Source organism: Nonomuraea sp. NPDC051298 (assembly GCF_055586305.1).
This window is the reverse complement of the sequence record NZ_JBVJIM010000003.1, coordinates 667,471-691,949: the sequence shown is the minus strand read 5'-3', so window position 1 is coordinate 691,949 and position 24,479 is coordinate 667,471. Positions and strand designations below refer to the sequence as shown.

Annotated in this window: 22 protein-coding genes and 1 other RNA gene; 6 read left to right on the top strand and 17 right to left on the bottom strand. The window is 71.6% G+C overall.

What is annotated here, in order from left to right:
• Window positions 1-9 precede the first annotated feature (9 nt).
• On the bottom strand, window positions 10-1,026 hold the full coding sequence (locus ACZ6S0_RS13290) for a hypothetical protein (RefSeq protein WP_465916040.1): 1,017 nt from the start codon (window positions 1,024-1,026) through the stop codon (window positions 10-12).
• Between the two features lie 78 nt (window positions 1,027-1,104).
• On the opposite strand from ACZ6S0_RS13290, the gene ACZ6S0_RS13285 reads away from it, so the two are divergent.
• Together ACZ6S0_RS13285 and ACZ6S0_RS13280 are read left to right on the top strand one after the other, a co-directional pair.
• Complete coding sequence (locus ACZ6S0_RS13285) at window positions 1,105-2,535, top strand: AMP-binding protein (RefSeq protein WP_465916039.1); 1,431 nt, start codon at window positions 1,105-1,107, stop codon at window positions 2,533-2,535.
• Window positions 2,536-2,554: 19 nt separating this feature from the next.
• Entirely contained in the window at window positions 2,555-3,646 is a 1,092-nt protein-coding gene (locus ACZ6S0_RS13280) for a S1C family serine protease (protein ID WP_465916038.1), read from the top strand.
• A 100-nt stretch (window positions 3,647-3,746) separates the two neighbouring features.
• Here ACZ6S0_RS13280 and ACZ6S0_RS13275 read toward each other — a convergent pair whose 3' ends face one another.
• From ACZ6S0_RS13275 to ACZ6S0_RS13255, 5 genes are all read right to left on the bottom strand, one after another.
• Entirely contained in the window at window positions 3,747-4,289 is a 543-nt protein-coding gene (locus ACZ6S0_RS13275) for an OmpA family protein (RefSeq protein WP_465916037.1), read from the bottom strand.
• Window positions 4,273-4,875, bottom strand: coding sequence for a hypothetical protein (locus ACZ6S0_RS13270; RefSeq protein WP_465916036.1), 603 nt, complete (start codon window positions 4,873-4,875; stop codon window positions 4,273-4,275). The genes ACZ6S0_RS13275 and ACZ6S0_RS13270 overlap by 17 nt, the downstream gene beginning before the upstream one ends.
• An 84-nt stretch (window positions 4,876-4,959) precedes the next feature.
• Window positions 4,960-7,830 (bottom strand): AfsR/SARP family transcriptional regulator, encoded by a 2,871-nt coding sequence (locus ACZ6S0_RS13265; RefSeq protein ID WP_465916035.1) that lies wholly within the window; start codon window positions 7,828-7,830, stop codon window positions 4,960-4,962.
• Between the two features lie 82 nt (window positions 7,831-7,912).
• Window positions 7,913-9,496 carry a serine/threonine-protein kinase gene (locus ACZ6S0_RS13260; protein ID WP_465916034.1) on the bottom strand — a complete coding sequence of 528 codons (1,584 nt, stop codon included), beginning with the start codon at window positions 9,494-9,496 and terminating at the stop codon, window positions 7,913-7,915.
• Between the two features lie 26 nt (window positions 9,497-9,522).
• Complete coding sequence (locus tag ACZ6S0_RS13255) at window positions 9,523-10,485, bottom strand: GlxA family transcriptional regulator (RefSeq protein WP_465916033.1); 963 nt, start codon at window positions 10,483-10,485, stop codon at window positions 9,523-9,525.
• Window positions 10,486-10,590: 105 nt separating this feature from the next.
• Between ACZ6S0_RS13255 and ACZ6S0_RS13250 the strand changes: the two genes are divergently transcribed.
• Window positions 10,591-10,998, top strand: a complete 408-nt coding sequence (locus ACZ6S0_RS13250; RefSeq protein ID WP_465916032.1) for a hypothetical protein — start codon at window positions 10,591-10,593, stop codon at window positions 10,996-10,998.
• On the opposite strand, the gene ACZ6S0_RS13245 is transcribed toward ACZ6S0_RS13250, so the two are convergent.
• The 11 genes from ACZ6S0_RS13245 to prfB form a co-directional block, all read right to left on the bottom strand.
• Complete coding sequence (locus ACZ6S0_RS13245) at window positions 10,943-12,106, bottom strand: ARPP-2 domain-containing protein (RefSeq protein WP_465916031.1); 1,164 nt, start codon at window positions 12,104-12,106, stop codon at window positions 10,943-10,945. The genes ACZ6S0_RS13250 and ACZ6S0_RS13245 overlap by 56 nt on opposite strands.
• The gene (locus ACZ6S0_RS13240) at window positions 12,103-13,509 is read right to left on the bottom strand and encodes a hypothetical protein (protein ID WP_465916030.1); all 1,407 of its coding nucleotides are present in this window, start codon (window positions 13,507-13,509) and stop codon (window positions 12,103-12,105) included. Before ACZ6S0_RS13240 ends, ACZ6S0_RS13245 begins: the two co-directional genes overlap by 4 nt.
• A 148-nt stretch (window positions 13,510-13,657) precedes the next feature.
• Complete coding sequence (locus ACZ6S0_RS13235; RefSeq protein ID WP_465916029.1) at window positions 13,658-14,494, bottom strand: phosphatidylinositol-specific phospholipase C/glycerophosphodiester phosphodiesterase family protein; 837 nt, start codon at window positions 14,492-14,494, stop codon at window positions 13,658-13,660.
• Between the two features lie 85 nt (window positions 14,495-14,579).
• Window positions 14,580-15,179: a hypothetical protein gene (locus ACZ6S0_RS13230; RefSeq protein WP_465916028.1), complete on the bottom strand. Its 600-nt coding sequence runs from the start codon at window positions 15,177-15,179 to the stop codon at window positions 14,580-14,582.
• A complete protein-coding gene (locus tag ACZ6S0_RS13225; protein WP_465916027.1) occupies window positions 15,176-16,057 on the bottom strand; it encodes a hypothetical protein in 882 nt (293 codons plus the stop codon). The genes ACZ6S0_RS13230 and ACZ6S0_RS13225 overlap by 4 nt, the downstream gene beginning before the upstream one ends.
• A gap of 346 nt (window positions 16,058-16,403) precedes the next feature.
• Window positions 16,404-16,787: a transfer-messenger RNA gene (gene ssrA / locus ACZ6S0_RS13220) on the bottom strand.
• Between the two features lie 323 nt (window positions 16,788-17,110).
• On the bottom strand, window positions 17,111-18,967 hold the full coding sequence (locus tag ACZ6S0_RS13215) for a penicillin-binding transpeptidase domain-containing protein (RefSeq protein WP_465916026.1): 1,857 nt from the start codon (window positions 18,965-18,967) through the stop codon (window positions 17,111-17,113).
• Window positions 18,968-18,986: 19 nt separating this feature from the next.
• Complete coding sequence (gene smpB, locus ACZ6S0_RS13210) at window positions 18,987-19,454, bottom strand: SsrA-binding protein SmpB (protein ID WP_465916025.1); 468 nt, start codon at window positions 19,452-19,454, stop codon at window positions 18,987-18,989.
• 47 nt (window positions 19,455-19,501) lie between these two features.
• Window positions 19,502-20,404 (bottom strand): permease-like cell division protein FtsX, encoded by a 903-nt coding sequence (ftsX, locus tag ACZ6S0_RS13205; protein WP_465916024.1) that lies wholly within the window; start codon window positions 20,402-20,404, stop codon window positions 19,502-19,504.
• Window positions 20,405-20,424: 20 nt separating this feature from the next.
• A complete protein-coding gene (gene ftsE / locus ACZ6S0_RS13200) occupies window positions 20,425-21,114 on the bottom strand; it encodes a cell division ATP-binding protein FtsE (RefSeq protein WP_020541427.1) in 690 nt (229 codons plus the stop codon).
• Between the two features lie 377 nt (window positions 21,115-21,491).
• Entirely contained in the window at window positions 21,492-22,607 is a 1,116-nt protein-coding gene (gene prfB / locus ACZ6S0_RS13195) for a peptide chain release factor 2 (protein ID WP_465916023.1), read from the bottom strand.
• A gap of 47 nt (window positions 22,608-22,654) precedes the next feature.
• Here prfB and ACZ6S0_RS13190 point away from each other — a divergent pair, with 47 nt between their 5' ends.
• The 3 genes from ACZ6S0_RS13190 to ACZ6S0_RS13180 are packed head-to-tail and all read left to right on the top strand — an operon-like array spanning window position 22,655 to window position 24,450.
• A complete protein-coding gene (locus ACZ6S0_RS13190) occupies window positions 22,655-23,689 on the top strand; it encodes a DUF8094 domain-containing protein (protein WP_465916022.1) in 1,035 nt (344 codons plus the stop codon).
• A gap of 48 nt (window positions 23,690-23,737) precedes the next feature.
• On the top strand, window positions 23,738-23,971 hold the full coding sequence (locus ACZ6S0_RS13185) for a hypothetical protein (RefSeq protein ID WP_344874395.1): 234 nt from the start codon (window positions 23,738-23,740) through the stop codon (window positions 23,969-23,971).
• On the top strand, window positions 23,968-24,450 hold the full coding sequence (locus tag ACZ6S0_RS13180) for a Clp protease N-terminal domain-containing protein (protein WP_465916021.1): 483 nt from the start codon (window positions 23,968-23,970) through the stop codon (window positions 24,448-24,450). The genes ACZ6S0_RS13185 and ACZ6S0_RS13180 overlap by 4 nt, the downstream gene beginning before the upstream one ends.
• Window positions 24,451-24,479: the final 29 nt, after the last annotated feature.

Sequence of the window (24,479 nt, the reverse complement as noted above, 5' to 3'; positions counted from 1 at the left end):
ATCCCTCGCCTAGATGGGACGAACCCGGGCGGCCAGGGTGTTGAGGTCGCGCCAGCGTGCCTTGTTCGTCTCGGGGATCGAGGCCACGAGCATCGCCGGCTTGGTCTTGCCCACCTCGACCACCGCCACCAGGGCCTGGGCCTCCCGCTCCTCGCCGTCGAAGGTGTAGGTGACCTTGTAGCCGAGCGTCCAGCCCTCGCCGACGGGGACCTTCTTGGAGGCGGTCCACTCGTCGAGGGTGGCGCCCTCGGGGAACTGCGTGCTGAGGCTCCAGCGGGCGGCCTGGGCGGCGATCTCGCGGTAGTCGGCGTTCGAGTCGGGCTTCCGCGCGGGCGACTCGCCGGGGAACATGGCCGAGGCGATCACGGTGTGCGGGACGGCCACCTCGCCGATCCGCTGCGCGACCGAGAACGGCGGGAACGACTTGGCCTGCCACGGCGCGTCCAGCCTCGGGTAGGTGATGCCGACGTTGTCGTCGGTGATCGTCCCGGTGACGTCGGACGCCTTGCCGGACAACGTCGCGTAGCCCTTGCTCTCCGGCACCGGCGGCAGCGCGATCGGGGTCTCGGACGGGGTAGGGCCGGCCGGCGGGGTGGGGCTGGCCGAGGGCGCGGGCGCGACGCGTACGACCTGGTCCGAGGAGCCCTGCCGGGTGGGCACGTCGCCCGAGAACACGACGAAGACCGCCAGCACGGCCACGACCGTGGCCACGACGGCGCCGGCCAGGTAGACGACCCTGACCGGGACGTCGCCCAGGCGGCGGGCCGGGGGCGGTGGCGGGATCTGCGGCATGGACCGCTGCAGCGACTGCGCGATCTGCTGCCCCGGCCCACCACCGGCCCTCGTCCCCGGCACGCCCCGGCCAGGACCCAGAGGCTGGCCGGCGGGGTGGCCCGGGGGCGTCACCTGGCCGGACGGCCCCGGTGGTCGTGAGCTTTCCTGCGACTCCTCCGGCGGCAGGACGATCTTGCGGAACGGAGTGGTGGGTGCGTCTTGCGTACGTTTCTGGTCGCCGTCGTCCGCCATGACCTTGAGGCTACGTCACCAAAGAGCGGGATAATTCCGCTATTCCCGCAGCAGAATGAAGTTCTGTAAGGTCCACGTATGAGGGGTTTCTACGAGATCGCGGCCCACGACCCTGACCGCCCCGCCCTCCTCGGCGACGGCAGCACGACGTACGGCGCGCTGCTCGACCGCGTCAACCGCGCCTCCAACGGCCTGACCGCGCGCGGAACCCGGCCGGGCGACCGCGTGGTGACCGTGCTGAAGAACGGGGCCGACGCCCTGACCACGATGCTGGCGACGTACCAGATCGGGGCCTACCTCGTCCCCGTCAACTGGCACTCCACCGGGGAGGAGATCGACTACATCGTCGGCGACTGCGGCGCGGAGACGGTGATCTCACCCGACACCCTCACGGTGGACGAGCTGGTGACGGGCCGACCGGCCACCCCGCCCGACCACCGCCGGGCCGGATCGATGATGCTCTACACCTCGGGCACCACCGGACGTCCGAAGGGCGTGCGCCGGCGGCTGCTGGACCTGACGCCGGAGGAGCTGTACCCGATCCTGATGCGCAAGAGCTGGCGGCACTTCGGGCTGCCGACGGGCGGGGTGCACCTGGTGTGCTCGCAGCTCTACCACTCGGCGCCGTACGGGCAGGCGATGATGGCGCTGCAGCTCGGGCACTCGATCGTGGCGCAGGAACGGTTCGAGGCCACCGCCACGCTGGAGCTGATCGAGCGGCACCGGGTGACGAACGCGTTCATGGTGCCCACCATGTTCCACCGGCTGCTGGCGGTGCCGGGGCGCGAGTCGTACGACCTGTCGTCCCTCACCCACCTCTACCACGGAGCGGCCCCCTGCCCGCCGGCCGCCAAGCAGGCGATGATCGACTGGCTGGGGCCGGTGCTGTGGGAGTACTACGGCTCCACGGAGGCGGCCGTGGCGACCATGGTGTCCTCGCAGGAGTGGCTGGCCAGGCCCGGCACGGTCGGCCGGGCGTTGGAGGGCATGTCGTTCACGATCGTCGGGGAGGACGGCGAGGAGGTGCCGCGGGGCTCGCCCGGCCTGGTCCACATCGGCGGGATCAACCGCTTCGAGTACCACCGCGACCCCGGCAAGACGGCCTCCGCCATGCGCGGGCCCGACTACACACCCGGCGACCTCGGCTATCTCGACGAGGACGGCTACCTGTTCCTGCTGGACCGCAGGACCGACCTGATCATCTCCGGGGGCGTCAACATCTACCCGGCTGAGATCGAGGCGGCGCTGCTGGAACACCCCTCCGTGGCCGACGTGGCGGTGATCGGCGTGCCCGACCCCGAGTGGGGGCACAAGGTGGTGGCGCTCGTGCAGCCGGCGGCCGGGGTGCGCGGCGGGGAGCACCTCACCGCGGAACTGCTGCGGCACTGCGCGCCCCGGCTGGCCAGGCTGAAGCATCCCCGGGTGATCGAGTACAGGGAGTCGTTGCCCCGTACGCCGACCGGCAAGCTGAGCAGGCGAAACGTCCGGGAAGCGTATCTTTCCCGCTGAGCTGGGCAGAGATCTGCCCATGAGGGAGATCGCCGCGGGACTGGCCGCCATCGCCGCACTGCTCGCCGGCTGCGGACCGTCTCCCATCTCCACGGGCACCGCGACGCCGTCCGTGGCACGCACCACGACCACGCACGCCGCCTCCCCCTCGCCCACCTCCACGTCTCCGACGGGCTCCCTGGGGTCGCTGGAGTCCGCGTACGAGAGCGTCATCGCCGAGGTGCTGCCGTCCATCGTGCAGATCAACACGAAGACCGGGCTGGGCTCCGGCATCGTGTTCGACCGCAACGGGCACATCGTCACCAACGCCCACGTGGTCGGTGAGGCCACCAACCTGAACGTCACCGCCGCCACGGGCGGCCCGGCCCGGACTGCCAAGCTGGTCAAGTCGTTCCCCGCCGGGGACCTGGCGGTGATCAAGGTGGACAAGCCCGACGGGCTGAGGCCGGCCCGGTTCGGCGACTCGTCCAAACTGCGGGTGGGGCAGATCGTGCTGGCCATGGGCAACCCGCTGGGGCTGTCCGGCAGCGTGACGAACGGCATCGTCTCGGCGCTCGGCCGCACGGTCACCGAGCCGCAGAACCCCGGCTCCCCCGGCGCCACCATCGCCGGGGCCATCCAGACCTCGGCCGCGATCAACCCCGGCAACAGCGGCGGGGCCCTCGTGGACCTGTCCGGCCAGGTGATCGGCATCCCGACGCTCGCCGCCACCGATCCCCAACTGGGCGGCGGCGCCGCGCCGGGCATCGGGTTCGCGATCCCGAGCAACACCGCCACCGACATCGCGGGCCAGATCGTCGAGAAGGGCAAGGTCACCAACACCCACCGGGCCGCGCTGGGCATCCGCGGCAGCACGGTCATCGGCTCGGACGGCCAGCCGGTGGGCGTCGGGGTCGCCAGCGTGGAGCCGGGCAGCGGCGCCGCGAATTCCGGCATCCGCGCAGGGGACGTGATCATCTCGATCAACGGCAAGTCGACGCCGACCATGGCGGCCCTGTCCGAGACCATCACCGCGCTCAAGCCCGGGGACCGGGTCCAGGTCGGAGTGATCCAGCCGAACGGGAACCAGGCCACCTACACGGTGACCCTGGGCCGCCTCCCGGGCGACTGACCACCCGCCCGCGGCCCGCGCCCCGACTCCCGGGGGCCTCGGGCCGTCACTCCTTGGCGGTGAAGGGAGGGCGGTCACTGCCTGGCGGCGAGCGGGCGCGTCACTGCTTGGCGGTGAAGACGATCTCGACGCGCCGGTTCTTGGCCCGGTTGCCCTCCACGGGCTCGCCGTCCACCATGTTCGGGAGTTTGGGGCGGCTCTCGCCGTACCCCTGGGCCCGCAGGGTCACCCCGGCCTGTGCCAGCAGCCCGCGCATCGCCTCCTCGACGGCCTGCGCCCGTTTCTGGGAGAGGGTGCGGTTGTAGGCGTCCGTGCCCTGGTCGTCCGTGTGCCCCTCGATCTTGACGACGCCGCCCGCGCCCTCGGCCTCCACCTTCTCGGCCACCTTCGCCAGGCGTTCCTCGGCCTCGCCGGTGAGCTGCCACTTGTCCAGCGCGAACAGCACGTCGCTGGTCACCGCCACCGTCACCTGGCGGTCCTGCTTGCTCTCGCTCTCGGTGCCGTCCATCGACTCGACCTCGCCGACGATGTCCTCGACGGGCAGCACGAGGTCCTCGACCACACCGGTCGCGTCCGCCGGAGCGCTCGGCACGGGCGTCGGGGACAGGACGACGGCCAGCGCGACGCTAAGAGATCGGAACATCGGTGAACACGCCGACCATCGGCATCTCGACGTTGAGCTTGGTGACGTCCGCGGGCGGGGCGGCGAACACCGCGTAGAGCGTCGAGGCGTTCCCGGACTTCAGGAACTGGCCCTGCGTCTTGGAGCACACGCACGCGGCGTCCGCGCCCGTGCCGTTGCGGGCCACCCGGTAGCGCTTGGCGTTGACCGGGTCGATCAGCGAGACGGCCGAGACCGTGAAGTCGAGCGTGCCCGTGCCCATGCCGTTGTGCAGGTTGACCGTGCCGTCGGTCGCGGCGACCGTGAAGTTGAGGCTGAGGGTGCGTCCCTGGCGCTTGAGCGCGGTGATCTCCACCCGGGCCGTGCCGTACGAGCCGCTCGCGCCCACCTTGGCCTCGCGGGTGGCGATGGCCTCGCCGTCCTGCGCTGGGGCGGTCTGCGCCGGCGTCGCCTCAGCCGTCGGCGGAGCGTCTTCCGGAGTGGACTGCCGCGCCGCCGCCGCGGTCTGCGACTGTCTCTCCTCACCGCCGCCGCCCTGCCCGCCCGGGATCAGGCCGCAACCTGCCAGCGCGACGGCCGCGGCAGCCAGCACGAACGTCTTTCGCATGATGTGGTCACCTTCGTTGTCGGGGGTTGTGTCCCCACCCTACGGAGGCGACCTTCAGTATTCGCATAGTCCCCTATTGGTTGGCTATGTACGCCGACCGCGCCGCCTGTCGGCCTCCCGCGCGAGCCGTTCGGCCTCGGCACGGCCCTGCCGGTCGCCAAGGCGGTCGAACTCTGCCCTGGCACGCGCGAGGGTGTCGGCCGCCCCGGCGGGATCGCCGAGGTCCAGCTCGATCCCGGCCCGCACGAGCAGCGCCGTCGCCTCCGGCAGCCGGTCGCCGAGCCGGCGGTTGATCTCCAGCCGGCGTTCCACGCAGTCGCGGGCCCGCTCGTACCGGTCGGCGGCGCGATGCAGCCGCGCCAGGTCCAGCAGCGCCTCCGCCTCGCCGCGCGGGTCGCCCAGCTCCCGGTAGGCGGCCAGGCCCTCCTCGACCGTGCCCGCGTCGCCGCGCAGGGCTCCGAGCGCGCGCAACGCGTCCGCCCGCCCGCGCCGGTCGCCCGCCTCCTCGAAGACCCGCAGCGCCCGGACGAACGCCCGCTCGGCCTCCATCGCCTGCGCCCGTGTCCCGCCCGCCTGCACCAGGCCGAGCCTGAGCGTGACGCGGGCCAGCTCCAGCCCCTCGACCAGGGGCTGGGCCGCCCGCAGCGCCGCTGCGGCCGACTCCATGCGGCCCTCCGCGCGGTGCAGGTCGGCCAGGCCGCGCAGCAGGAGTGCCTCGCCGTGGCGGTGACCGGCCGCCCTCGCCGCGTCGAGGCCGGTGGCCGCGGTCGCGTGCCAGTCGTCGCGGTGCGCGCCCAGTTCGAACAGCGGGGTCAGGTAGAAGGCCAGCCGCCATGCGGCCTCGTACAGGCCCGCCCGGGAGAAGTCCTCGACGGCCGCCACGAGGAAGCGCCGCTCGGCGCTGAGCCACCGCGCCTCCTGCCGCAGCCACCCCGTCTCCAGGCTCCCCCGGCCCCCGAAACCCGGCTCACCCCGGAAAGGGAGGACGTCCATCCGGCCGATGCCGGGCTCGGCCGGGACCGAGAGTCCCTCCGCACGACCGGTGCCGGGCTCGGCCTGAGACGGGAGAACCGCGGCACGACCGATGCCGGGCTCGGACGGGGATGGGAGGACCGCCGCACGGCCGATGCCGGGCTCGGACGGGAGGACCTCTGTGCGGCCGGTGCCGGGCTCGGACGGGAGGAGGGCGGCCCTGGCCTGGCGGGTGCGTTCGAGGATCTCGCCCGCGCGGGCCGCCAGCACCCCGGCCGGGCCGCCGTCCTCCTCGGCCAGACGCTCGGCGGCGTAGAGACGGGTCAGGTCGTGCCAGCCGTACCGCTCCTGACCGGCCTCGTCCAGGCCGCGCGGCTGGAGCAGCCCGGCCGCCACCAGCGGCTCCAGGTCCGCCCCGAACACCCACGACGCGACGTCGGGCGCGGACAGCGCGCCGAGCGAGCGCAGCAGCCGCCGCTCGAGGTCGCGCAGCCCCTGGTAGCCGAGCGCGAGGCTGCCCCGTACGGCCAGGTCGCCCGCGCTCAGCTCGTCGAGCCGCCGCCGTTCGTCGCCCAGCAGGCCCGCCAGATGGCCGAGCGTCCAGCCCGGCCTCCTGGCCAGCCGGGACCCGGCGATGCGCAGGGCCAGGGGCAGGTGACCGCAGAGCCGGACGATCCGCAGGGCGGCCTCGGGCTCCGCGCCCACGCGCTCGTGCCCGGCCACCCCGGCGAGCAGCGCGACGGCCTCGTCCTCGTCGAGCAGCCCCAGCTCGTACGCCCGCGCAGCCTCCAGCCCGGCCAGCGGCGACCGGCTCGTCACCAGGGTGAGGCTGCCCGGCCCGGTGGGGAGCAGGGGGCGTACCTGGGCCTCGTCGGCGGCGTCGTCCAGCACCACGAGCAGCCTGCCGCGGGCCGTGGTGCTGCGGTAGAGGCGTACCCGCTCGTCCAGCCCGGACGGCACCGCGCCGTCCGGGCAGCCGAGCGAGCGCAGCAGGTCCTCCAGGACGGCGCTCGGTGGCCGGGCGCCGAGCGCGGCGTAGAGGCGGCCGTCAGGAAAGCGCAACGAGGTGGCGGCGTGTACGGCGACCGCCGACTTCCCACAGCCCGGCGGCCCGTGCAGCACCAGATGGACGGGAGCGGAAGCGCGCTCACCAGCCACCCGCGCGATCCAGTCGAGCACCGGCCGCCGCCCGGAAAAGTCGGAAATATCAGGCGGCAGCTCGTTGACCGGCTCGGCCTGACCGGCGTCTCCCGCGTCCGGCGCAGGGCCGTCGCTCAGCACCCGCCCGTGGGCGGCGGCCAGCTCAGCGCCCGGCTCCAGGCCCAGCTCCTCCACCAGCGTCCGCCGCGCCTCCTGGTACGCACCCAACGCCTCCGACCTGCGCCCGGCCTGGTGGAGGGCCTCGATGAGGCGTACCCAGGCACGTTCACGCAGCGGATGCGCGCCCGTCAGCGCCCGCAGCTCGCCCACGACCTCCGCGCCCCGGCCCAGGCGCAGGTCCAGCTCCACGCGCTCCTCGAGCACGGTCAGGCGCAGTTCCTCCAGCGGCACCCCGTGCGCCCGGCGCAGCACCGACGACTCGACGTCCGCCAGCGCCTGGCCACGCCACAGCGCCAGCGCGGCCCTGAACCCCTCGGCCGCCCGCGCCGCCGACCCCTCCGCCCGTGTCCGCCTGGCCTGCGCGGCCAGCCGGCCGAAGCGGTGGCAGTCGACCTCGTCCGGATCCACGTCGAGGAGGTAGCCGCCCGGCACGGTACGGATGCCGGCGACGAGCTTGCGCAACGCGCTGACGTACACCCTGAGCACCGACTCCGCCGAGGCGGGCGGCCGGTCGTCCCAGACCACGGACATCAGCCGGTCGACCGGCACCCGCTCGCCCGCCGACAGCAGCAGCGCGGCCAGTAACGTCCGGTGCTTGGCCGGGCCGGGCGCCTGGCCGCCCTCGATCCGCAGTGGCCCGAGCACCCCGAACCGGGTGCTCACCGGCCCTCCAGCCGCACCGCACGGCCACCCGGCCCCACCGCGCCGACGCCGCCGACGGTGCCCCCGGTGCCGATCACGGGCCTCACGTGCCGTTCGCCGGTCTGACGGCGAAGGACTCGAAGCGGACGCGCGTGGACCCGGCAGCCGTGCTCTCGGTGGCGCCCGCAGCCGCGTGCACCCCCACCTCGCCGGGCGCGTACGGCGACTCGGCGTCGGACACCTCGGTGACCAGGCGATCGTTCAACCACATGCGAAGGGTCACCTCGTTCCCGCTCCGGCCGCACTCGGCCACGATGCGATCGACGGCCGCCCGCTGCGCCCGCGTCGGGCCGTAGAGCGCCTTGCCCTCGGTGCCCGTGCGGCGCTTGACGATCGAGACCTGGCCCGTGCCGCTCACCCCGAACTCGTAGCGCTCTCCCGAGCCCGCCGAGCCGTGGCACCACACACCGTACTCCCCGGCGCCCTCCTCCAGGGTGGCGTTCGCGCTGATGATCACGCCGTTCTCGGGCGCGCGTACCGGGGCCGACTTCCACAGACGCCACCCGGGCTTGACGGTGAGCCGGTACGCGGAGCCGGACAGATCGGCGCTGCCGGCGTCGGAGGCGCCGACGGCCCAGGAGTCGGCGAACCCGGCCTCGTACGGCCAGGTCTGCGTCCCCATCCCGAGCCCTGTCTCCGGCATGGTCGCGGCCACGACGGTGGCCAGGGACACCACCGCCGCACCCGTCCCCGCCGCCCACGGCCACCACCGCCGCCTCACTGAACGCCGCTCAGGTGAAGGAACGGCCTGGCCGGTCGGAAGGCTCTGGGCGGCGGGGGCCGGCTCCGGAGGGACGGTCCCCGTCCACGTGCGCTCCACCACCTCGGTCGCCGTGGCCAGACGGGTGCCGCCCACCAGCTCACCCAGAAGCTGCTGCGCCGTGGGACGCCGCCGCGCGTCCTTGGCCAGCGCCCGCTCGACCACGCTCCGGATCCCCTCGTCCAGCCCGTCCAGCCGGGGCTCCTCGTGGGCGATCCGGTACAGCACCTCACCGGGCGCCCCGCCGCCGAACGGCAACCGCCCCGTCCCCGCGAACGCGATCACCCCGCCCCACGCGAACACGTCGGCGGCGGGCGTGAGCGGCTCGCCGCGCACCTGCTCGGGCGCCATGAACGCGGGCGTCCCGAGTATCGCCTGACTGGCCAGGCTGTCGTGCTCCACGAGCTGCGCGATGCCGAAGTCGATCACCTTGGGCCCGAGCGGCGAGAGCAGCACGTTGGAGGGCTTCAGGTCTCGGTGGATCACCCCCGCGCCGTGGATGGCGCTCAGCGCGGTCGCGATGCCCACCGCCAGGGCCTCCAGGTTCCCGCCCGACAGGGGCCCCTGCTCGCGTACGGCCTGCGCCAGGTCGGGCCCCTTGACGTATTCGGTGACCAGGTAGGCGACGTCGCCGTCGATGCCGGCGTCCAGCACCGGCGCGGTGCAGAACCTGGCCACCCGCCGGGCCGCCGCCACCTCGCGCTCGAACCGCCGCCGGAACGCCGGATCGCGGGCCAGCTCGGGATGGATGAGCTTGACCGCGGCCAGGCCGCCGGTGGGCGTGGCGGCGAGGTGCACCTCTCCCATGCCGCCCCGGCCCAGCGCCCGACGCAGCGCGTAGCCGCCTATGACCCGGTCACCGTTCATCGCAGACAGACTAGCCAGAACCCACGTCAACTCACCGATTGCGTCAGCCGGTAGCGCGAGGGCGGGATGCCGTACCTGTCGACGAACGCCTGCCGCAACGTCTCGGCGGTGCCCAGCCCGCACCGCGCCGCGATCGCGGCCATCGGTAACGAGGTGGAGGCCAGCAGGTGGGCGGCGGCCTCGGTGCGGGCCTGCCGGACGTAGCGGCCGGGCGTCTGCCCCAGGTGCTTGAGGAACAGCCGGGTCAGGTGCCGCTCGCTGACGCCCGCCTCGGCGGCCAGCGCGGACGCGCTCAGGTCGTCGCGCAGGTTGGCCCCGATGTGCTGGACGGTCCGCCTGACCAGGCTGTTGGCCGGCGAGGGCGCGTCGACGAACATGCTCATCTGCGCCTGGTTGCCGGGCCGCTGCAGGTAGGTGACCAGGTGCCGGGACACCGTACGGGCCAGCTCGGCGCCGTTGTCCTCCTCGACGAAGGCGAGGGTGAGGTCGAGGGCGGCGGTGACGCCCGCGGAGGTGGCGATGTTCCCGTCCCTGATGAAGATCGGGTCGGGGTCGACGACGATGCCGGGGAAGCGCGCGGCCAGGGTCTGCGCCTGGTGCCAGTGCGTGGTGACGCGCCGGCCGTCGAGCAGCCCCGCCGCGGCCAGCACGTACGCTCCCGTGCAGACGGACGCCACCCGGCGGCTCTCCCTGGCCAGCCGCCGGACGTGGCTCACGATCACCGGGTCGGCGGCGGCGTCCTCGTTGCCGATCCCGCCCGAGACCACGAGCGTGTCGAGCGGCCCGGTGATCCGTTCGAGGGCGAGCTGGGCGTTGAGGTCGATCGCGGTGCCGGTGGTGACGGGCCGGCCGCCGGGGGTGGCCACGCGGTATTCGTAGTACGGCAGCGCGCCGTGCCAGTTGGCGCTCTCCAGCGTCGAGGTGACACAGGCGATGTCGAGCAGCTCCGCCGCTTCGTACGCCACCACCACGACCCGTCGTCGGTCCATGGCACCGACTGTAGGTGCGGGCTCGATGGACCGACAACCCAGGTTTCCGGACCTGCTCGCCCCCGTTCCTTGGCCCCGCGCACCCCCGCCGGACACAGTCGGAGCATGACTACGACAACGACGAAACCCGGTCGCCGCTGGGGCAGGTTCGCCCTCCACTACGTCGAGATGATCATCGCGATGTTCGTCGGCATGTTCGCCCTCGGCCTGCTCCGGTCGGCCGTCGGCCTCGGCGTCTCCCACACCGCGCAGCCGGAGCTGTGGTACCTCTCGATGGCCCTCGACATGTCCGTCGGCATGGCGGTGTGGATGCGCGTCCGCGGGCACCGCTGGGCGCCGACGCTGGAGATGTGCGCCGTCATGTTCGCGCCGGCCGTGCCGCTGTTTCCGCTGTTGTGGCTCGGGGTCATCGACAGCGGCACGCTGATGCTGGTCTCACACGTGGTGATGTTCCCGCTCATGCTGGTGGCGATGCTGCGCCGCCTCGACGAGTACGCCGGGTGCGCTCATTGAGCGCCCTGCGGTAGCCGTCGAGCACGTCCTGCCGCAGCAGGTGCCCGAACCCCGCCCGCGCCAGCCGCGTCCCCAGCATCGGCTCGCTGATCTGGAGGGCGGCCGCGGTGTCGGCCAGGTTCCAGGAGTGCGCGGCCAGCTCGCTCAGCAGGTGGCCGCGCCGGACCTGCGCCTCCGACAGCCTGAACGTCTTCAGGTACGCCAGCCGCCCCTCCGCGTCGATGATCGTCTCGCCGATGTGGTTCTCGGCCTTCCGCTCGAACGAGGGCAGGAACCGGCTCAGCGTGAACCGGCCCATCCGGTACACCTCCTCCACCCGCGCGGGAGCACGCAGCAGCCCGGCCGCCATGACCGAGTCGTGGAAGCCGGCCCAGTCGCGCTCCGCCCGCTCGGCCTCGTACCGCAGGTCGGCCGGCGACGAGACCGCCCCCTCGTCGATCACCGCGGGGAAGTCCCTCGCGGGGTAGAAGAGGGCGTAGTCGTGGACCAGCTCGCCGTACAGGTCGCGGACGAGCGTGGGGTGCAGCGCCCGGTAGTCCTCCGGATGCGGCACCACGAAGGCGCCGGCCAGCGTGTCACCGGCGTACAGCAACAGCCCGCACTGGCCCGGGTAGATCTCGAACACCTTGAGCGCGTCGTCCAGCCCGCGCACCTCCGCGCCGGTGTAGGCGGCCTCGGCCCGGGGCGACAGGCCGTGTGCCACCGCCCGACGCGACCACTCCTCCCACGCGATCTCGGGCCCGCCGAAGTGCAGCGCGAGGAAACCCTCCACGGCCAGGTGCAGCGGCAGGAACCTGAGCCGGTTCTTGTCGGCCCTGCGGACCATCCTGCGCCGCGTCCTGATGCCCACGTGGCGCAGCGGCTGCCCGAGCTGGGTGCCGTACGCCGCCGCCGGGGTGCCGTCGCCGGTCCACGACGCGACGAAGGCGTGCGGCACGTACGCGGTGTAGTACGAACGGTCGGGAAGCGACACCACGCTCAGCTCGTCGCCGTACACCTTGGCGTGCAGCCGCAGGTCCTTGATGGGCACGGGGCGCACGAGCGGCACCAGCCGCAACGCGCCCCAGGTCTGCGCGGGCCGGGTGTCCAGCCCGGCGAGGTCGATCACCGCACCCCCCGGTCGGCGGTCCGCTCGGCGGTCCGGTCGGCGAGGTAGGCCCGCAGCTCCTCCGACCCGGTGCGCCCCTCGGCGAACCTGGCCAGCTCCACCAGGGCAGGCAGATCCTCGGCGTCGCGGATGCCGGCCGTCGGCACCACCGGCGACAACCGCCGTACCTCCAACTGCTCGGCGTCGTAGACCGGGTTCAGGTGCACGATGCTCACCTCGCGCGCCGGGTCGAGCTTGCGCCGCCAGACGCGCAGCACCTCGGCCGCCAGGCCCGGCGGCGCGTTGTCCCAGCCGTCGGAGACGATGACGAGCGTGCCGGGGCGGCCCTCGAGCCCGTCGAGGATCCGCCGCCCGAGCGGCGTGGGCCCGGTCGGACGCGCCTGGAGCGGGTCGGCGCGCCCCGAGAGCCACAGGCCGCGGTACGACCCGGCCAGCGCCTCCAGCAGGTAGTGGCAGGCCAGCGCGACGGCCAGCGGCCGGCGGCGCTTCACCGGGGAGCCGAACGAGGAGAAGCTGTCGTCCAGCACCGCCGCCACGTCCCCCCAGGTGCCGGCCCTGGCCCCGGCCGTCCTGGCCGCCGCCGCCCGCAGCGCCGCGACCAGCTCGTCCCGCCGCCGCTCCCGCACGCCCGCAGCCAGCGAGAGCACGTAGGAGGCCACCCTGACCAGCGGCATCGCGGCCAGGTCCACCTCGGTGCGGACACCGTCGCGCTCGGCCGACTCCGCCAGCCGCAGCCGTTCCAGCCGGGTCAACCGGGGCGCGATGCGCTCCAGGAAGATCGCCCGGCCGATGCCGTGGCGGGCGGCGAAGCCCTCGGCGACCGTGTACGGCAGCTCGTACAGGGCGGCCTTGTCGTAGTGTGCCCGCCGCCACGCCTCCAGAAGGGGCGTGTCGTAGCGGGCCCGGCGGAACGGCGCGAACAGGAAGTCACCCAGCTCGCCCGGCAGGCGCAGGTGCGCGTGCCGGACGGCCGACTTCATCGCCGTACGGTACTTGACCGCGTCGAGGGCCGGGTCGGGCCGGGCGGCCAGCCAGTCGCGGACGAGCGCCCGGGTGCGCCGGTTGTTGACGCCCTCGCGGCGCAGCCGTTCGAAGAGCCGGTAGACCCGGGGCGGGCTCATGCGCCCCAGCCGCCAGGCGATCAGCCGCGCGTCGCCGGCGCCGCCCTTCCTGCCGAGCAGGTTGGCGATGATCAGGGCGGCGTTGTGCTCGTTGATGTCGAGCGCCAGCGTCGCCGCGTACAGGTCGGGGTAGTTGCCGTGCACGTAGTCGTGCAGGAAGCCGAGGGAGAGCCGCTGCTCGCCGGCCGCGCTGTGGAACTCGCGCTGGCCGGTCGAGGTGATCGCCGCGTTCGCGAAGAGCAGGACGTCCTCGCACTCGATCAGGTCGGCAAAGGTCTCCATCGGCTCCCCCGGGGTCGCGGACTGGCCGGGGAATGAGGGCACGAGCTGCGAAGCATCGCTTCAAAGGCGGTTTCCGGAAGTCGCACCGAAGTCCCGCGGCCAGTCTGGTTCCGGACCATACCCGGGAAAAGCCGCAGATGCGATCAGATTAGGCCGGTGCCCGGTCCGTCCGGTCGTTGGCGCGCAGGAACTGCTCCAGCCCCGCCAGGTCGTCGGTGTTGACGTGGTCGACGTCGGCCGCGATCAGCTCGCGCCAGAGCGCGTCCCTCGCCGGGCCGGCCGCGTCGGGGGTGGCCCAGAACCGTACGCGCTGGCCGTCGCGGTGCGCGGTGGCCACGATCTGGCGAAGCTTGTCCCGCTCTGCGGCCGGCATCTCGCCCACGCCGGTCCAGGTGAAGTGGTTGGTCCAGTTGTCGCTGATCAGCGGGATCAGGCCCGGGTTGCCCTGGCCGAGGTCGGACAGGCGGCCGTCGTAGAAGGCGCGGCGCCGCTCCTGGGCCGCCATCAGCTCGCGCGGCCGGTCACCGCTGATCACGACGGTCACCGCACCGGGCTTGACCTTGCCCTTGTGGTAGGTGGTGAGCATCTTGTCGTAGGTCCGCAGCACCTTGTCCAGCTCGGTGTAGGTCGCGGCGCCGTTGTTCTTGATGTCCACCAGGAGCTGGAGCTGCTGGCGGCTGCCGGGGTAGACGCTGCCGTGGCGGACGCGCCGGGCCAGCGGGTCGAGGTAGAGGGACTGGAGCGTACGTCCGGGGCGCAGGTCCTCGGGGTCGTGCCCGACGCGCAGTTCGCCGTCCACCAGGTAGATGTCGGCCTCGACGCTGGTGAAGCCGTGGTCGAGCGCGTCGAGGAGCGGGCGCTCGTGCTCGTAGTCGTTGTGCGCGTGGGCACGGGGAAGGGGCTCGACGGCCGTGGCGGCGGCGGGCAGGGCCGTCAGCAGCAGGGCTCCGGCGGCGACCAGCACGCCCAGGGCTCGACGCAACATCACATCTCCATCCGTAAGGGGATGATCGCGACGCTATCCGGTAAAGGTGTGACTGGAGTGACGTTCGGCTGAACAGCCTCCCGCCCTACCGGTCCACCGCGAACCGGCCCCTGATCTCGCCCAGCGTGAGGTGCCGGTCGCGGATGTCGGAGATCAGCACGTACGCGACCAGCAGCAGCCCCAGGCAGAGCACGTCCGCCGCCCACCAGGGGATCTCGGCGAGCAGCAGGTAGCCCTGGCCGTCGCTCAGCGAGCGGATCACGACCGTCACCACGACCACGACCAGCGTCACCAGCAGCCACGTCCACCACCGGGGCAGGCTGCCCTTGTTCCACAGCCGTACCCGCCAGTTCATGAACACGGCCAGCATGCCGAGCAGCGCGCAGAAGCCGATCAGCCACCAGGGCAGGGCGAAGGCGGTCTGCTCGGCGATCTGCTCCTGGGTCGCGCGCAGCTCCGCCTCCGCCGCCCGCTGGGCCCGTACGGCGGCGTCGAGCTGCCGTTCGAGCTGGGCCACGCTCTTCTGCTCGCGCGGGGGCGGCGTGGCGGCGTCCGTCGGCAGCATCCGGGTCACGACCGTCAGCATGATCGCGACGAACGACAGCGCGAGCACGATGGCCATGAACAGGTCGATGAAGCGCAGGTCGAGCGGCGGCGCGAACGACCTGACGGCCCGCTTCCTCACTGCTCCCTCACCAGCGTGTACCGCTGCGGACGGCTCTCCACGGCGCTGAGCCGCTCGACCGCGGTACGCAGCGCGTCGAGCCCCTTGACCAGTTCCTCCGTCCGGCCTCTGGACATGGCCAGCTCGTGCGTGAGCCCCTTCAGGTCGGGGCCTGTCTGGGCGAGCGGGCCGGCCTGCCGGGTGGGCAGCCGCGCGAGGTAGACCAGGAACACCTCGTCGGCCGCCGCCACCCCGGCCCGCTCGGCCCGCTCGACCAGGCTCATGGCGCCGAACGCGAGCACGCTCAGGAACAGCGCGATCATGGTCACGCCGAACGCCGAGGCCAGCTCGGGCAGCACGTGCTGCTTGAGCGCGGCGATCAGCACGCCGGTGTCGCCCTGGCTGTCGAGCGCGTTGGAGAACGAGCCCACCATCGCGGCCATCGTCAGCGCGGTGCCGATGAACCCGAAGACCGGCAGTGCCCAGATGAGCGCGTGGTCGAGATGGTGCTTGTTGGCCATCTCGCCCTCGTCCAGCGCGGAGCGGGCGCTCAGCACCGCCTCGCAGTCGCCCCCGGCGTCGGCCGCCTCCCTGAACAGCTTGAGCCGCCGCGCCACCAGCGTGTCCTCATTCGCCTTGACCGCCTGGACGCTCGCCACGGCCCGCGCGGTCGCGGCGCTCTCCCGCCTGATGTCCGGTACGGCCCTGACGATCCTGAGGATGGTGGTCAGGAACACCGCGATGATGAGCGTGACGATCAGCTCGGCCGCCACCGGAGCCGTGGTCGCCCCGACGAACTCCAGCAGCCCCTTCACCGCGCCGGACACCATCAGCACCCCGGACACCACGAGGCCCACGAGCGGCGCGAACACCGAATGACGCCAGTCGTACCTTGACACCCTTCAACCTCACTCCGGCCCACGAATTGTCAAGAACCAACCTAAGCACATACAAAGCAGTCTTTTGGTCACGGTGAGAGCGCGACTCCTCTCGCCGCGTAGCGCCACGGCCCCGGGCCACCCTCCGCGACCGGCCCGTTCTCCACCACCGGGGCCGCCCAAGAACCCACAAGACCCCGGCGAGAACCTGGAGACCTGTTTCCGCCTCGCCGACTCGAGAGACAGGGGACAAGCAGGCTCCGATGCAGGGCCGTCCTCGCGGCCGCCGTCAGCGCCGCCGGTGCCCCCACAGACACGAAACCGCCCCTTCCCTGCGATGTTTCCGCAGGTAAGAGGCGGTATGAAATGGTGGAGGTGGCGGGAATCGAACCCGCGTCCTTCAACCCCAGGTCAGGGCTTCTCCGGGCGCAGCCTGCTGTGTTTTTCTCAGCCCCGGCGATCACGCAGGCGAGTCGCCGACGGGCTCAGCCACTGTTAGGTTTCCCGATCTTCCCCGTGGCCGGGTCGAACGGTGGAGCCTTCTGATGATGCCAGACACCGGGCCGAAGGCACTCCCGGGCTGACAGTGGTTTCGCTACTTAGGCAGCGAGCGCCAGGGAGTCCCTGGCAGCCACAGTGCTCTTGGAATTGGCACTTGTTGTTTGCGGTCACAGGATTAACGAGGTTATGTCCGCAGTCCTCGGCCCGCTTCACCTGGCTTGCAAGGTCAAAGTCGAAGCCAGTCACCCCCTGTGCAGTTGTCAACCCGCCGTGGATCTCACGATCTGGGATCTGACGATCTCCGGCGAGCAACATGAATGTACACGCGACAACACCATCAACGCCAACTTAATTCCCCGTGGCGGGGCATGGCGAAACCCCCGGGAGCGCGGCTCAAGGCACACGCTCCCGGGGGCCGACCGGCAGGGTCGAGCCGGTCCGGACGGCAGGACTTCCCCCGAGATGAAGTCCTGATCTCATCACGGCGACTGGGACCGCAACCCCCCGAGCGGGCCCAGTCACTCAGTAAGACGCCGTACGCGATGGGGATGGTTGCTCCGTGTCACGACTTTTTCACGACGAGTTACCGAGGGCCGCGAAGAAGTCGCCCGCCACCGCTCCGGCGTCGTGGTTCTTCGCCAGCACCGCGATGGCCACGTCGCCCTGCCAGCCGACGAACCAGGTCTGCTGGTCTGCCGCCGTGGCCGTGATGCCGTAGACCCGGCCCTTGCCCCCCTGGGCGGGCGTGCTCGCCGCACCGGCCCGCATCATCGTCTGCAGCGTCGCCCGGACCTCCGGGTCGAGCGGCACCGGAGCCGGCTGGATGGCCGGGGTCGGCTCGGCCGCGGGATCGGGCGCCTTGGGGTCGGTCACCAGCACGGGCGGGCGCCAGGTGCCCGAGGCGACCGCCGCGGCCACCAGTGCCATGCCGAGCGGACTCACCTGAACGTTCTGGCCCGCGATGGCCTTGGCCTTGTCGGCGTCGCCGTCGAGCTTCAGACGACTGCCGCTGAACGACTTCAGCGGCAGCCGCCACGGCTGCCCCACCCCGAACGCCTGGGCGCTCTGGATCAGGTCGTCGGCCGTGACACGGCGGGCCAGCGAGGCCAGCGCGGTCACGCAGCCCCTGGCGAAGTTCTCCTGGAACGTGGCCGACGTCGTGATGCCCGCCGCCTGCCCGACCTGGACGAACTTGGCCCCGCCCACCGTGCGCTCCTGCGGGCAGGCCAGCCGCTGCTTGGGGCTCACGCCCTTCTTGAGCAGCGCGTCGGCGGCCACGATCGAGAACGCCGTGCCGGCCGGGAACTTGCCGGCCAGCGCGTCGCGCTCCTGGTGCAGGCTCTTGGTGCCGACCGCGAGGATCTCACCGGTGTCGCGCTGCACCGCCACCAGGGCGCTGGCGGGGGTGCCGGCCACCGCCTGCTCGGCGGCGGCCTGCGTGGCCCGGTCGATGGTGGTCTTGACCGAGACGTTCTGTCGCCCGGCCCACCTTTTCAGCTCGGCGACCTGCTCGCCGGTCTTGAGGTCGAGCGTGACGACCTTGGTCTCGGTGGAGCCGGTCAGGTAGTCCTGATATGCCTGCTGCAGGCCGCTCGTGCCCACCGAGTCACCGGCCCGCTGCGGCCCGCCGAGCTTCTGCTCGGTCTCAGGCGTGAGCGCGCTGACCATGCCCACGATCTGCCGGGGCGGGGCGGGGCTGACCGGCTGCTCCTGCGATTGGACCTCGATCCCGGCGATGGCGTCGAGCTTCGGCTTGACCGTCTGGTAGCGCGAGCGCCCGAACGTCACCAGTTGCACGAACTTGTCGGGCGGCGACGACCTGACGCGGCTCAGCAGCCGGTCTTGGGCGTAGCCGGTGACCTCGGAGAGCTGCGCGACCACGCGCTCGGCCTGGTCGCCGAGCTTGGCCGGGTAGACGCCGGCCACGTAGAGGACCCGGTTGCTCTGCAGCGCGTCGCCGGCCCGGTCGACCACCGGCTGACGCGCGTTGGGCTCGGTGTCGACCGCGAACCGCTGGCCCTCCTTGAGCTGCGGGTGCAGCACGGAGGGCGACCAGCGGACCTTCCACGCGCCGCCGACCAGGTGCAGCGGCAGCATGCCGTCGTACTCCCACAGGGGGTTGTTCTCTCCCAGGTCCACCTCGGCGTGGAAGGTGGCCTTGGACTCGTCGCCGGCCGTGCTGACACTCGTGACCTTGAAGCGGAACGAGGCCGCGTCCAGCTCGAGCTTGGCGTCGGCCAGCGCCTTGCGCACGGTCGCCACGTCGCCGTCGGTGCGGCCGGCGGCCAGCTCGTAGTCTTCCGACTGCCAGCCCACCAGGAAGTCGCGCAGCGCGTCGTGCGGCGAGGGCTCCTCGAAGCAGCCGGTCAGCATGGTGCTCGCGACCGCCAGGGTGACGGTCGCGGCCAGGGTGCGGCGGGCGCGTGTCATGGGTGGAGATGCCGCCGTCTCATCGGTTGCGGTGGCGCAGGGCGCGGGCCATCTCCCGCTTGGCCTGCTGCTCCGCGAGCGACTGCCGTTTGTCCCAGTCTTTCTTGCCGCGGGCGATGCCGATCTCGACCTTGGCCCGGCCGTCCTTGAAGTAGAGGGACAGCGGCACGATCGTCAGCCCGCCCTCCTTCGTCTTGGCGGCGAGCTTGTCGATCTCTTTACGGTGCAGCAGCAGCTTGCGCTTGCGCCGGGCCGCGTGGTTGGTCCACGTACCCTGTGAATATTCGGGGATGTGCACGTTGAGCAGCCACGCTTCGTCGCCTTCGACGGTGGCGTAGCCGTCGACGAGCGAGGCGCGGCCCTCGCGCAGCGACTTCACCTCGGTGCCCTGCAGCACGAGACCCGCCTCGAAAGTGTCCTCGACGTGGTAGTCGTGCCGAGCACGTTTGTTCTGGGCGATGACCTTCCGCCCGGTCTCACGTGGCATGCTTCGACTTTACCGGCGACCGGGACGGCGCCGACCCATGCGCACCGCTAGACCCTGAGGTAGCGGCGCAGCGTCACGAACGAGGCCAGGATACAGATCACGACACCGATGACCATCGTGATGGTGATGGTCTGGGCCACGTCGTTCCAGCCGAGCTGGGCCGTGCCGAGGAAGCCGACGAGCCCGTCGAACAGGAAGGTCTTCGCCGTGATCAGGATGACCGCCGCGAAGACCCCGCCCACGAGACCGGCGATGACGCCTTCCATGACGAAGGGGAGCTGGATGTAGAGGTTGGACGCGCCGACCAGCCGCATGATGCCCGTCTCCCTGCGCCGGTTGAACGCCGACAGCCGCACCGTGTTACCGATCAGCAGGGCCGCCGCGAGCACCAGGATGATCGCCACGGTGAGCGCGGCGACCGCCAGTTTGTCGAGCATGTCGAAGAACGGGGCGATGAGCTGCTTCTGGTCCGTCACCTCGGCGACGCCCGGCTGCCCCTTCACCGCCTGGATCACCGACTGGTAGTTGTTGGGGTCCTGGAGCTTGATCCGGAACGACTCGGGAAGGTCGTCGACCTTCGTCGCGTTCACGAGCGCCTGGTTCGACGAGAACGACTCCTTGAAGTTCTCGTAAGCAGTCGACGCGTTCTCGAAGAACACCTCCGCGACGCCAGGGGTGCCCTTGATCAGCTCTTCGAGCTCCTTGGTCTGCGCGGGCGTGATCGCCTTGCCGTCGCAGGCCGGCATGGCCGACGCCCTCTTGCAGAGGAAGACCGAGATCTCGACCTTGTCGTTCCAGTAGGACTTCATCAGCCCGACCTGGCTGTTGATCATCAGGCCCACGCCCAGCATCGCCATGCCGACCGCCACGGTGATGATCACGGCGATGGTCATGGTCAGGTTGCGACGGAGGCCGATCCAGACCTCGGAGAAGATGAAATTCGCCCGCATGTTCTGTCTGCAGCTCCCTGTCAGTACGCCTGGCCGTAAACGCCACGCGACTGGTCACGGACGATCTTGCCGTCCTCCAGCTCCACGACACGCTTACGCATGGAGTCGACGATGGCGGCGTCGTGCGTGGCCATGACGACCGTGGTGCCAGTCCTGTTGATGCGGTCGAGCACCTTCATGATGCCGATGCTCGTCGCGGGGTCGATGTTGCCCGTGGGCTCGTCGGCCAGCAGGATCATCGGCCGGTTGACGAACGCGCGGGCCATGGCGACGCGCTGCTGCTCGCCGCCGGACAGCTCGTCGGGCATACGGTGGGCCTTGCCTTCCAGGCCGACCAGCTCGATGACCTCGGGCACCACCTTGCGGATGAACCGCCGGGGCTTGCCGATGACCTCGAGGGCGAACGCCACGTTCTCGTAGACGTTCTTGTTCGGGAGCAGCCTGAAGTCCTGGAACACGCAGCCGATGCGGCGGCGCAGGTGCGGCACCTTGAAGTTGGACAGGCGGGCCAGATCCTTGCCGGCGACGTGGATCGCGCCGGAGTTCGGCCGCTCCTCCTTCAGTACCAGGCGCAGGAACGTGGACTTGCCTGATCCCGAAGGACCGACGAGGAACACGAACTCACCCTTGTCCACGTCAACGGACACGTGGTCGAGGGCGGGCCGGTTCTGGTTCGCGTAGACCTTGGTGACATTATCGAAATGAATCACGAGAGCATCACGGCATGCCAGTCTAGGGGTCAGGACGGAAGCGAGGGTGGCACATGCCCACTTCCCGCCACCGGCCGATCGGAGGCGCGGTCTTTACCAATGATCGACGTTCCGATTGGCCAGACGACAGTCTAGGGGGAAGACTGGCATGGAAACGTCCATAACGGAAACAAAACGATTGTGCGGCTAGACTTGGGGCTGTCATGAGTTGCGAACACCTCGTATGCGCGCAGTGCGCCCACCCCGTGATCGAGGGGCGTTGCCCGGTCTGTCGCGCCAGCAGAGAGCGGATGCACCACGGCTTCGCCGGGCTGACACCCGCCCTCATCGCGCTGCTGCTCGTCGCCCTGATCGTGCTGACCCTGGCGGTCGAGCACCTAAGCGGTCTCTGACTCCTGGCGGCGCATCCAGCGGATCTCCGCCTCGATGAACCCGTCGAGGTCGCCGTCGAGCACGGCTGACGGGTTGCCGGCCTCGGTGCCCGTGCGCAGGTCCTTCACGATCTGGTACGGGTGCAGCACGTAGTTGCGGATCTGCGTGCCCCACGACGTGGTCGTCGCGCCCCGCAGCTCCGACATCTTCTCGGCCTCCTCCTGCCGCTTGCGCTCGAGCAGCTTGGCCTGCAGCACGTTCATGGCCGTGGCCCTGTTCTGCAACTGCGAGCGCTCGTTCTGGCAGGAAACCACGATGCCGGTCGGCAGGTGCGTGATGCGCACGGCCGAGTCGGTGGTGTTGACGCCCTGGCCGCCGGGGCCGCTGGAGCGGTAGACGTCGACGCGGATCTCGTCCTCGATGATGTCGATGTGGTCGGTCTGCTCGACGACCGGCACGATGTCGACCCCGGCGAACGAGGTCTGCCGCCGCCCCTGGTTGTCGAACGGGCTGATGCGGACCAGCCGGTGCGTGCCGTGCTCGCCGCGCAGCGTGCCGTAGGCGTAGGGCGACTTGATCGTGAACGTGGCCGACTTGATGCCGGCCTCCTCGGCGTAGGAGGTGTCGTAGACCTCGGTGGAGTAGCCCTTGCGCTCGGCCCACCGCAGGTACATCCGCAGCAGCATCTCCGCCCAGTCGGCCGCGTCGACGCCGCCGGCCTGGGAGTTGATCGTGACGAGGGCCTCGCGCGCGTCGTATTCGCCCGACAGCAGCGTGCGCACCTCCATCGCGCCGATGTCGGACCTCAGCGACTGGAGCTCCTTGTCGGCCTCGGCGCGCGTGTCGTCGTCGCCCTCCTCGGCCGCCAGCTCGTAGAGGACCGAGAGGTCTTCGAGGCGGCGCGCGACCCCGTCGACGCGATTCAGCTCGCCCTGGAGGTGGGAGAGCTTGCTGGTGACCTTCTGGGCCTGGTCGGGGTCGTCCCACAGGTCGGGCGCGGCAACCTGCTGCTCCAGCTCCGCGATCTGCTTGCGCATCGCGTCGAGGTCGAGCACGTCCTGGATGCTGCGGAGCGTGCCCCGAAGCTCGTTGATCTCTTCTGCCGGATCGATGCCTGCCACGTCTCCCAAGGGTACGCGACCCTCGCGCACCCGAATAACATGGCGAGGTGCGTGCATACGGTCGGCGGAAGGCGCTGGCGCTCGCCGCCGGCCTGCTCGCCGCGGCGACCGCCTGCTCAGGCGGTGCCCAGCCGCCGCCCGCGACGCCCGCGGCGTCGGCCTCGCCGAGCCCGTCGGCCTCCCTCGACGAGCCGCTCGTCACGCGGTCGGAGGCCGCCGAGGCGTTCGACGCGGTCACACTCACCGACGACCTGCTCCGCGTGTCGACCGGGCACGAGGGGCAGGACGAGCTCGAGGGGCGCCTGGCGATGGCGCTCGACCAGATGGCGGGCGGTCAGTGGCAGCTCGCCGCGGCGGCCTTCCAGTCCACCGGCTACGCGCCGCCGCGCTATCAGTGGGGCCCGCCGACGTTGTTCGTGCCGCGCTTCCCGCAGGATGAGCGGGCGCCGTGGTTCAGCGCGCTGGCGACGCGCGACGGGCGGCCGACGCTGCTGACGTTCACCAGGTCCAACCGATGGATGCTCGTCTCGGCGGCCGAGCTGCTGCCGGGGCAGAAGTTGCCCGCGATCAAGCTCGACGCCGACGGCTACGCCTCGGTGGTGGCGTCCGACGACAAGACCGTGACGATCAGCCCGCAGTTCATCGGCCCGGTGCACGCCAGCGTGGCCGAGACGGGCACCGCGGGGGTCACCGCCGGCCTGCTCGCCACCGGCCCCTACACGACCGACGTGGCCGAGCAGATCGCCGCGCACCGCGAGCAGGCCAAGAGCGACGGGTTCAGCTACGACTCGATCTTCAGCGCCGAGAGCTTCCCCGTCTACGCCCTGCGCACCGAGGACGGCGGGGCGCTGATCCAGTACTCGCTGTCCCGCACCACCTCCACCACGACCAAGACGGCCGAAGACGACTACATCTCGGTCCCCGAGCCGGCCAGGTGGGCGATCAGCACCCCGGTGCTGCGGCGCAACCTCAGGCTCATCGAGACGCACCAGTACGCCACCGCCGTCCCCCCGCTCACCGCCCCCGCGCCCGCCCCCGTGATCGCCCACGACGGCGCGCTCACCCGGGCCACCGGCCAGTAGCCGCCGGGTCTTTGACCGATCCGACATTAGTCAACTAAGGTTGCTAACATGTCGGCTGACGAGCTTCCCGTTCCCCAGGAACCCGCCGACGCGCTCGCGGCGGTGGCGGCCCTGCGGCGACTGGCCGACCAACTGGAGAACGCGGCGGTCGAGCAGGCGATGCGGGCGGGCTGGAGCTGGCCCCAGGTCGCCGAGGCCCTCGGCGTCACGCGCCAGGCGGTCCACAAGAAACACGCCAAGCGGCTGATCTCGGCCGGGGTCACGCTGAGGAGGCGACAGTGAGCGCGATCGACCACTACATCAACGAGGTCATGGAGGTGGGCGCGGACGAGGCCAGGGCCGACGGGTCGGCGGCGGTCGAGGCGCACCACCTGCTGCTGGGCATCGCCGCCCATGGCGACACGGCGGCCCGCACCGCCCTGGCGGCGGCCGGGCTCAACCGCGCGGCTCTCCGCGCGGCGCTCGACCGGGAGTTCGAGCACAGCCTGAACGCCGTCGGGGTCTCGTCGGCGGCCCTGTCCCTCCCGAGCCCGGCCCCCGACCCCGACCGGCGGCCCGGCATGGGGGCCTCGGCCCGGCTCGCGCTCGAACGGGGTTTCGCCCGCGTCGACCGCAAGCGCGACCTGCGGCCCGCCCACGTGCTGCTCGGGGTCCTGGAGGCGGAGTTCGGCACCGTCCCGCGCGCCCTCGCCCTGGCGGGCGTGGACCGGGCGGAGCTGATGACCACCGTCCACCAGGCGGCCGACGCCTCGCCCTGGTGAGCTGCCGGGCGCGGCGCCGGAGGGCGGTG

Coding starts and splice junctions, on each gene's coding strand:
- ACZ6S0_RS13255 (WP_465916033.1), bottom strand. CDS start 10,485: ATGGACCGACGACGGGTCGTGGTGGTGGCGTACGAAGCGGCGGAGCTG.
- ACZ6S0_RS13185 (WP_344874395.1), top strand. CDS start 23,738: ATGTCGGCTGACGAGCTTCCCGTTCCCCAGGAACCCGCCGACGCGCTC.
- ftsX (WP_465916024.1), bottom strand. CDS start 20,404: ATGCGGGCGAATTTCATCTTCTCCGAGGTCTGGATCGGCCTCCGTCGC.
- ACZ6S0_RS13215 (WP_465916026.1), bottom strand. CDS start 18,967: ATGACACGCGCCCGCCGCACCCTGGCCGCGACCGTCACCCTGGCGGTC.
- ACZ6S0_RS13285 (WP_465916039.1), top strand. CDS start 1,105: ATGAGGGGTTTCTACGAGATCGCGGCCCACGACCCTGACCGCCCCGCC.
- ACZ6S0_RS13280 (WP_465916038.1), top strand. CDS start 2,555: ATGAGGGAGATCGCCGCGGGACTGGCCGCCATCGCCGCACTGCTCGCC.
- ACZ6S0_RS13250 (WP_465916032.1), top strand. CDS start 10,591: ATGACTACGACAACGACGAAACCCGGTCGCCGCTGGGGCAGGTTCGCC.
- smpB (WP_465916025.1), bottom strand. CDS start 19,454: ATGCCACGTGAGACCGGGCGGAAGGTCATCGCCCAGAACAAACGTGCT.
- ACZ6S0_RS13235 (WP_465916029.1), bottom strand. CDS start 14,494: ATGTTGCGTCGAGCCCTGGGCGTGCTGGTCGCCGCCGGAGCCCTGCTG.
- ACZ6S0_RS13290 (WP_465916040.1), bottom strand. CDS start 1,026: ATGGCGGACGACGGCGACCAGAAACGTACGCAAGACGCACCCACCACT.
- ACZ6S0_RS13270 (WP_465916036.1), bottom strand. CDS start 4,875: ATGCGAAAGACGTTCGTGCTGGCTGCCGCGGCCGTCGCGCTGGCAGGT.
- ACZ6S0_RS13240 (WP_465916030.1), bottom strand. CDS start 13,509: ATGGAGACCTTTGCCGACCTGATCGAGTGCGAGGACGTCCTGCTCTTC.
- ACZ6S0_RS13275 (WP_465916037.1), bottom strand. CDS start 4,289: ATGTTCCGATCTCTTAGCGTCGCGCTGGCCGTCGTCCTGTCCCCGACG.
- ACZ6S0_RS13260 (WP_465916034.1), bottom strand. CDS start 9,496: ATGAACGGTGACCGGGTCATAGGCGGCTACGCGCTGCGTCGGGCGCTG.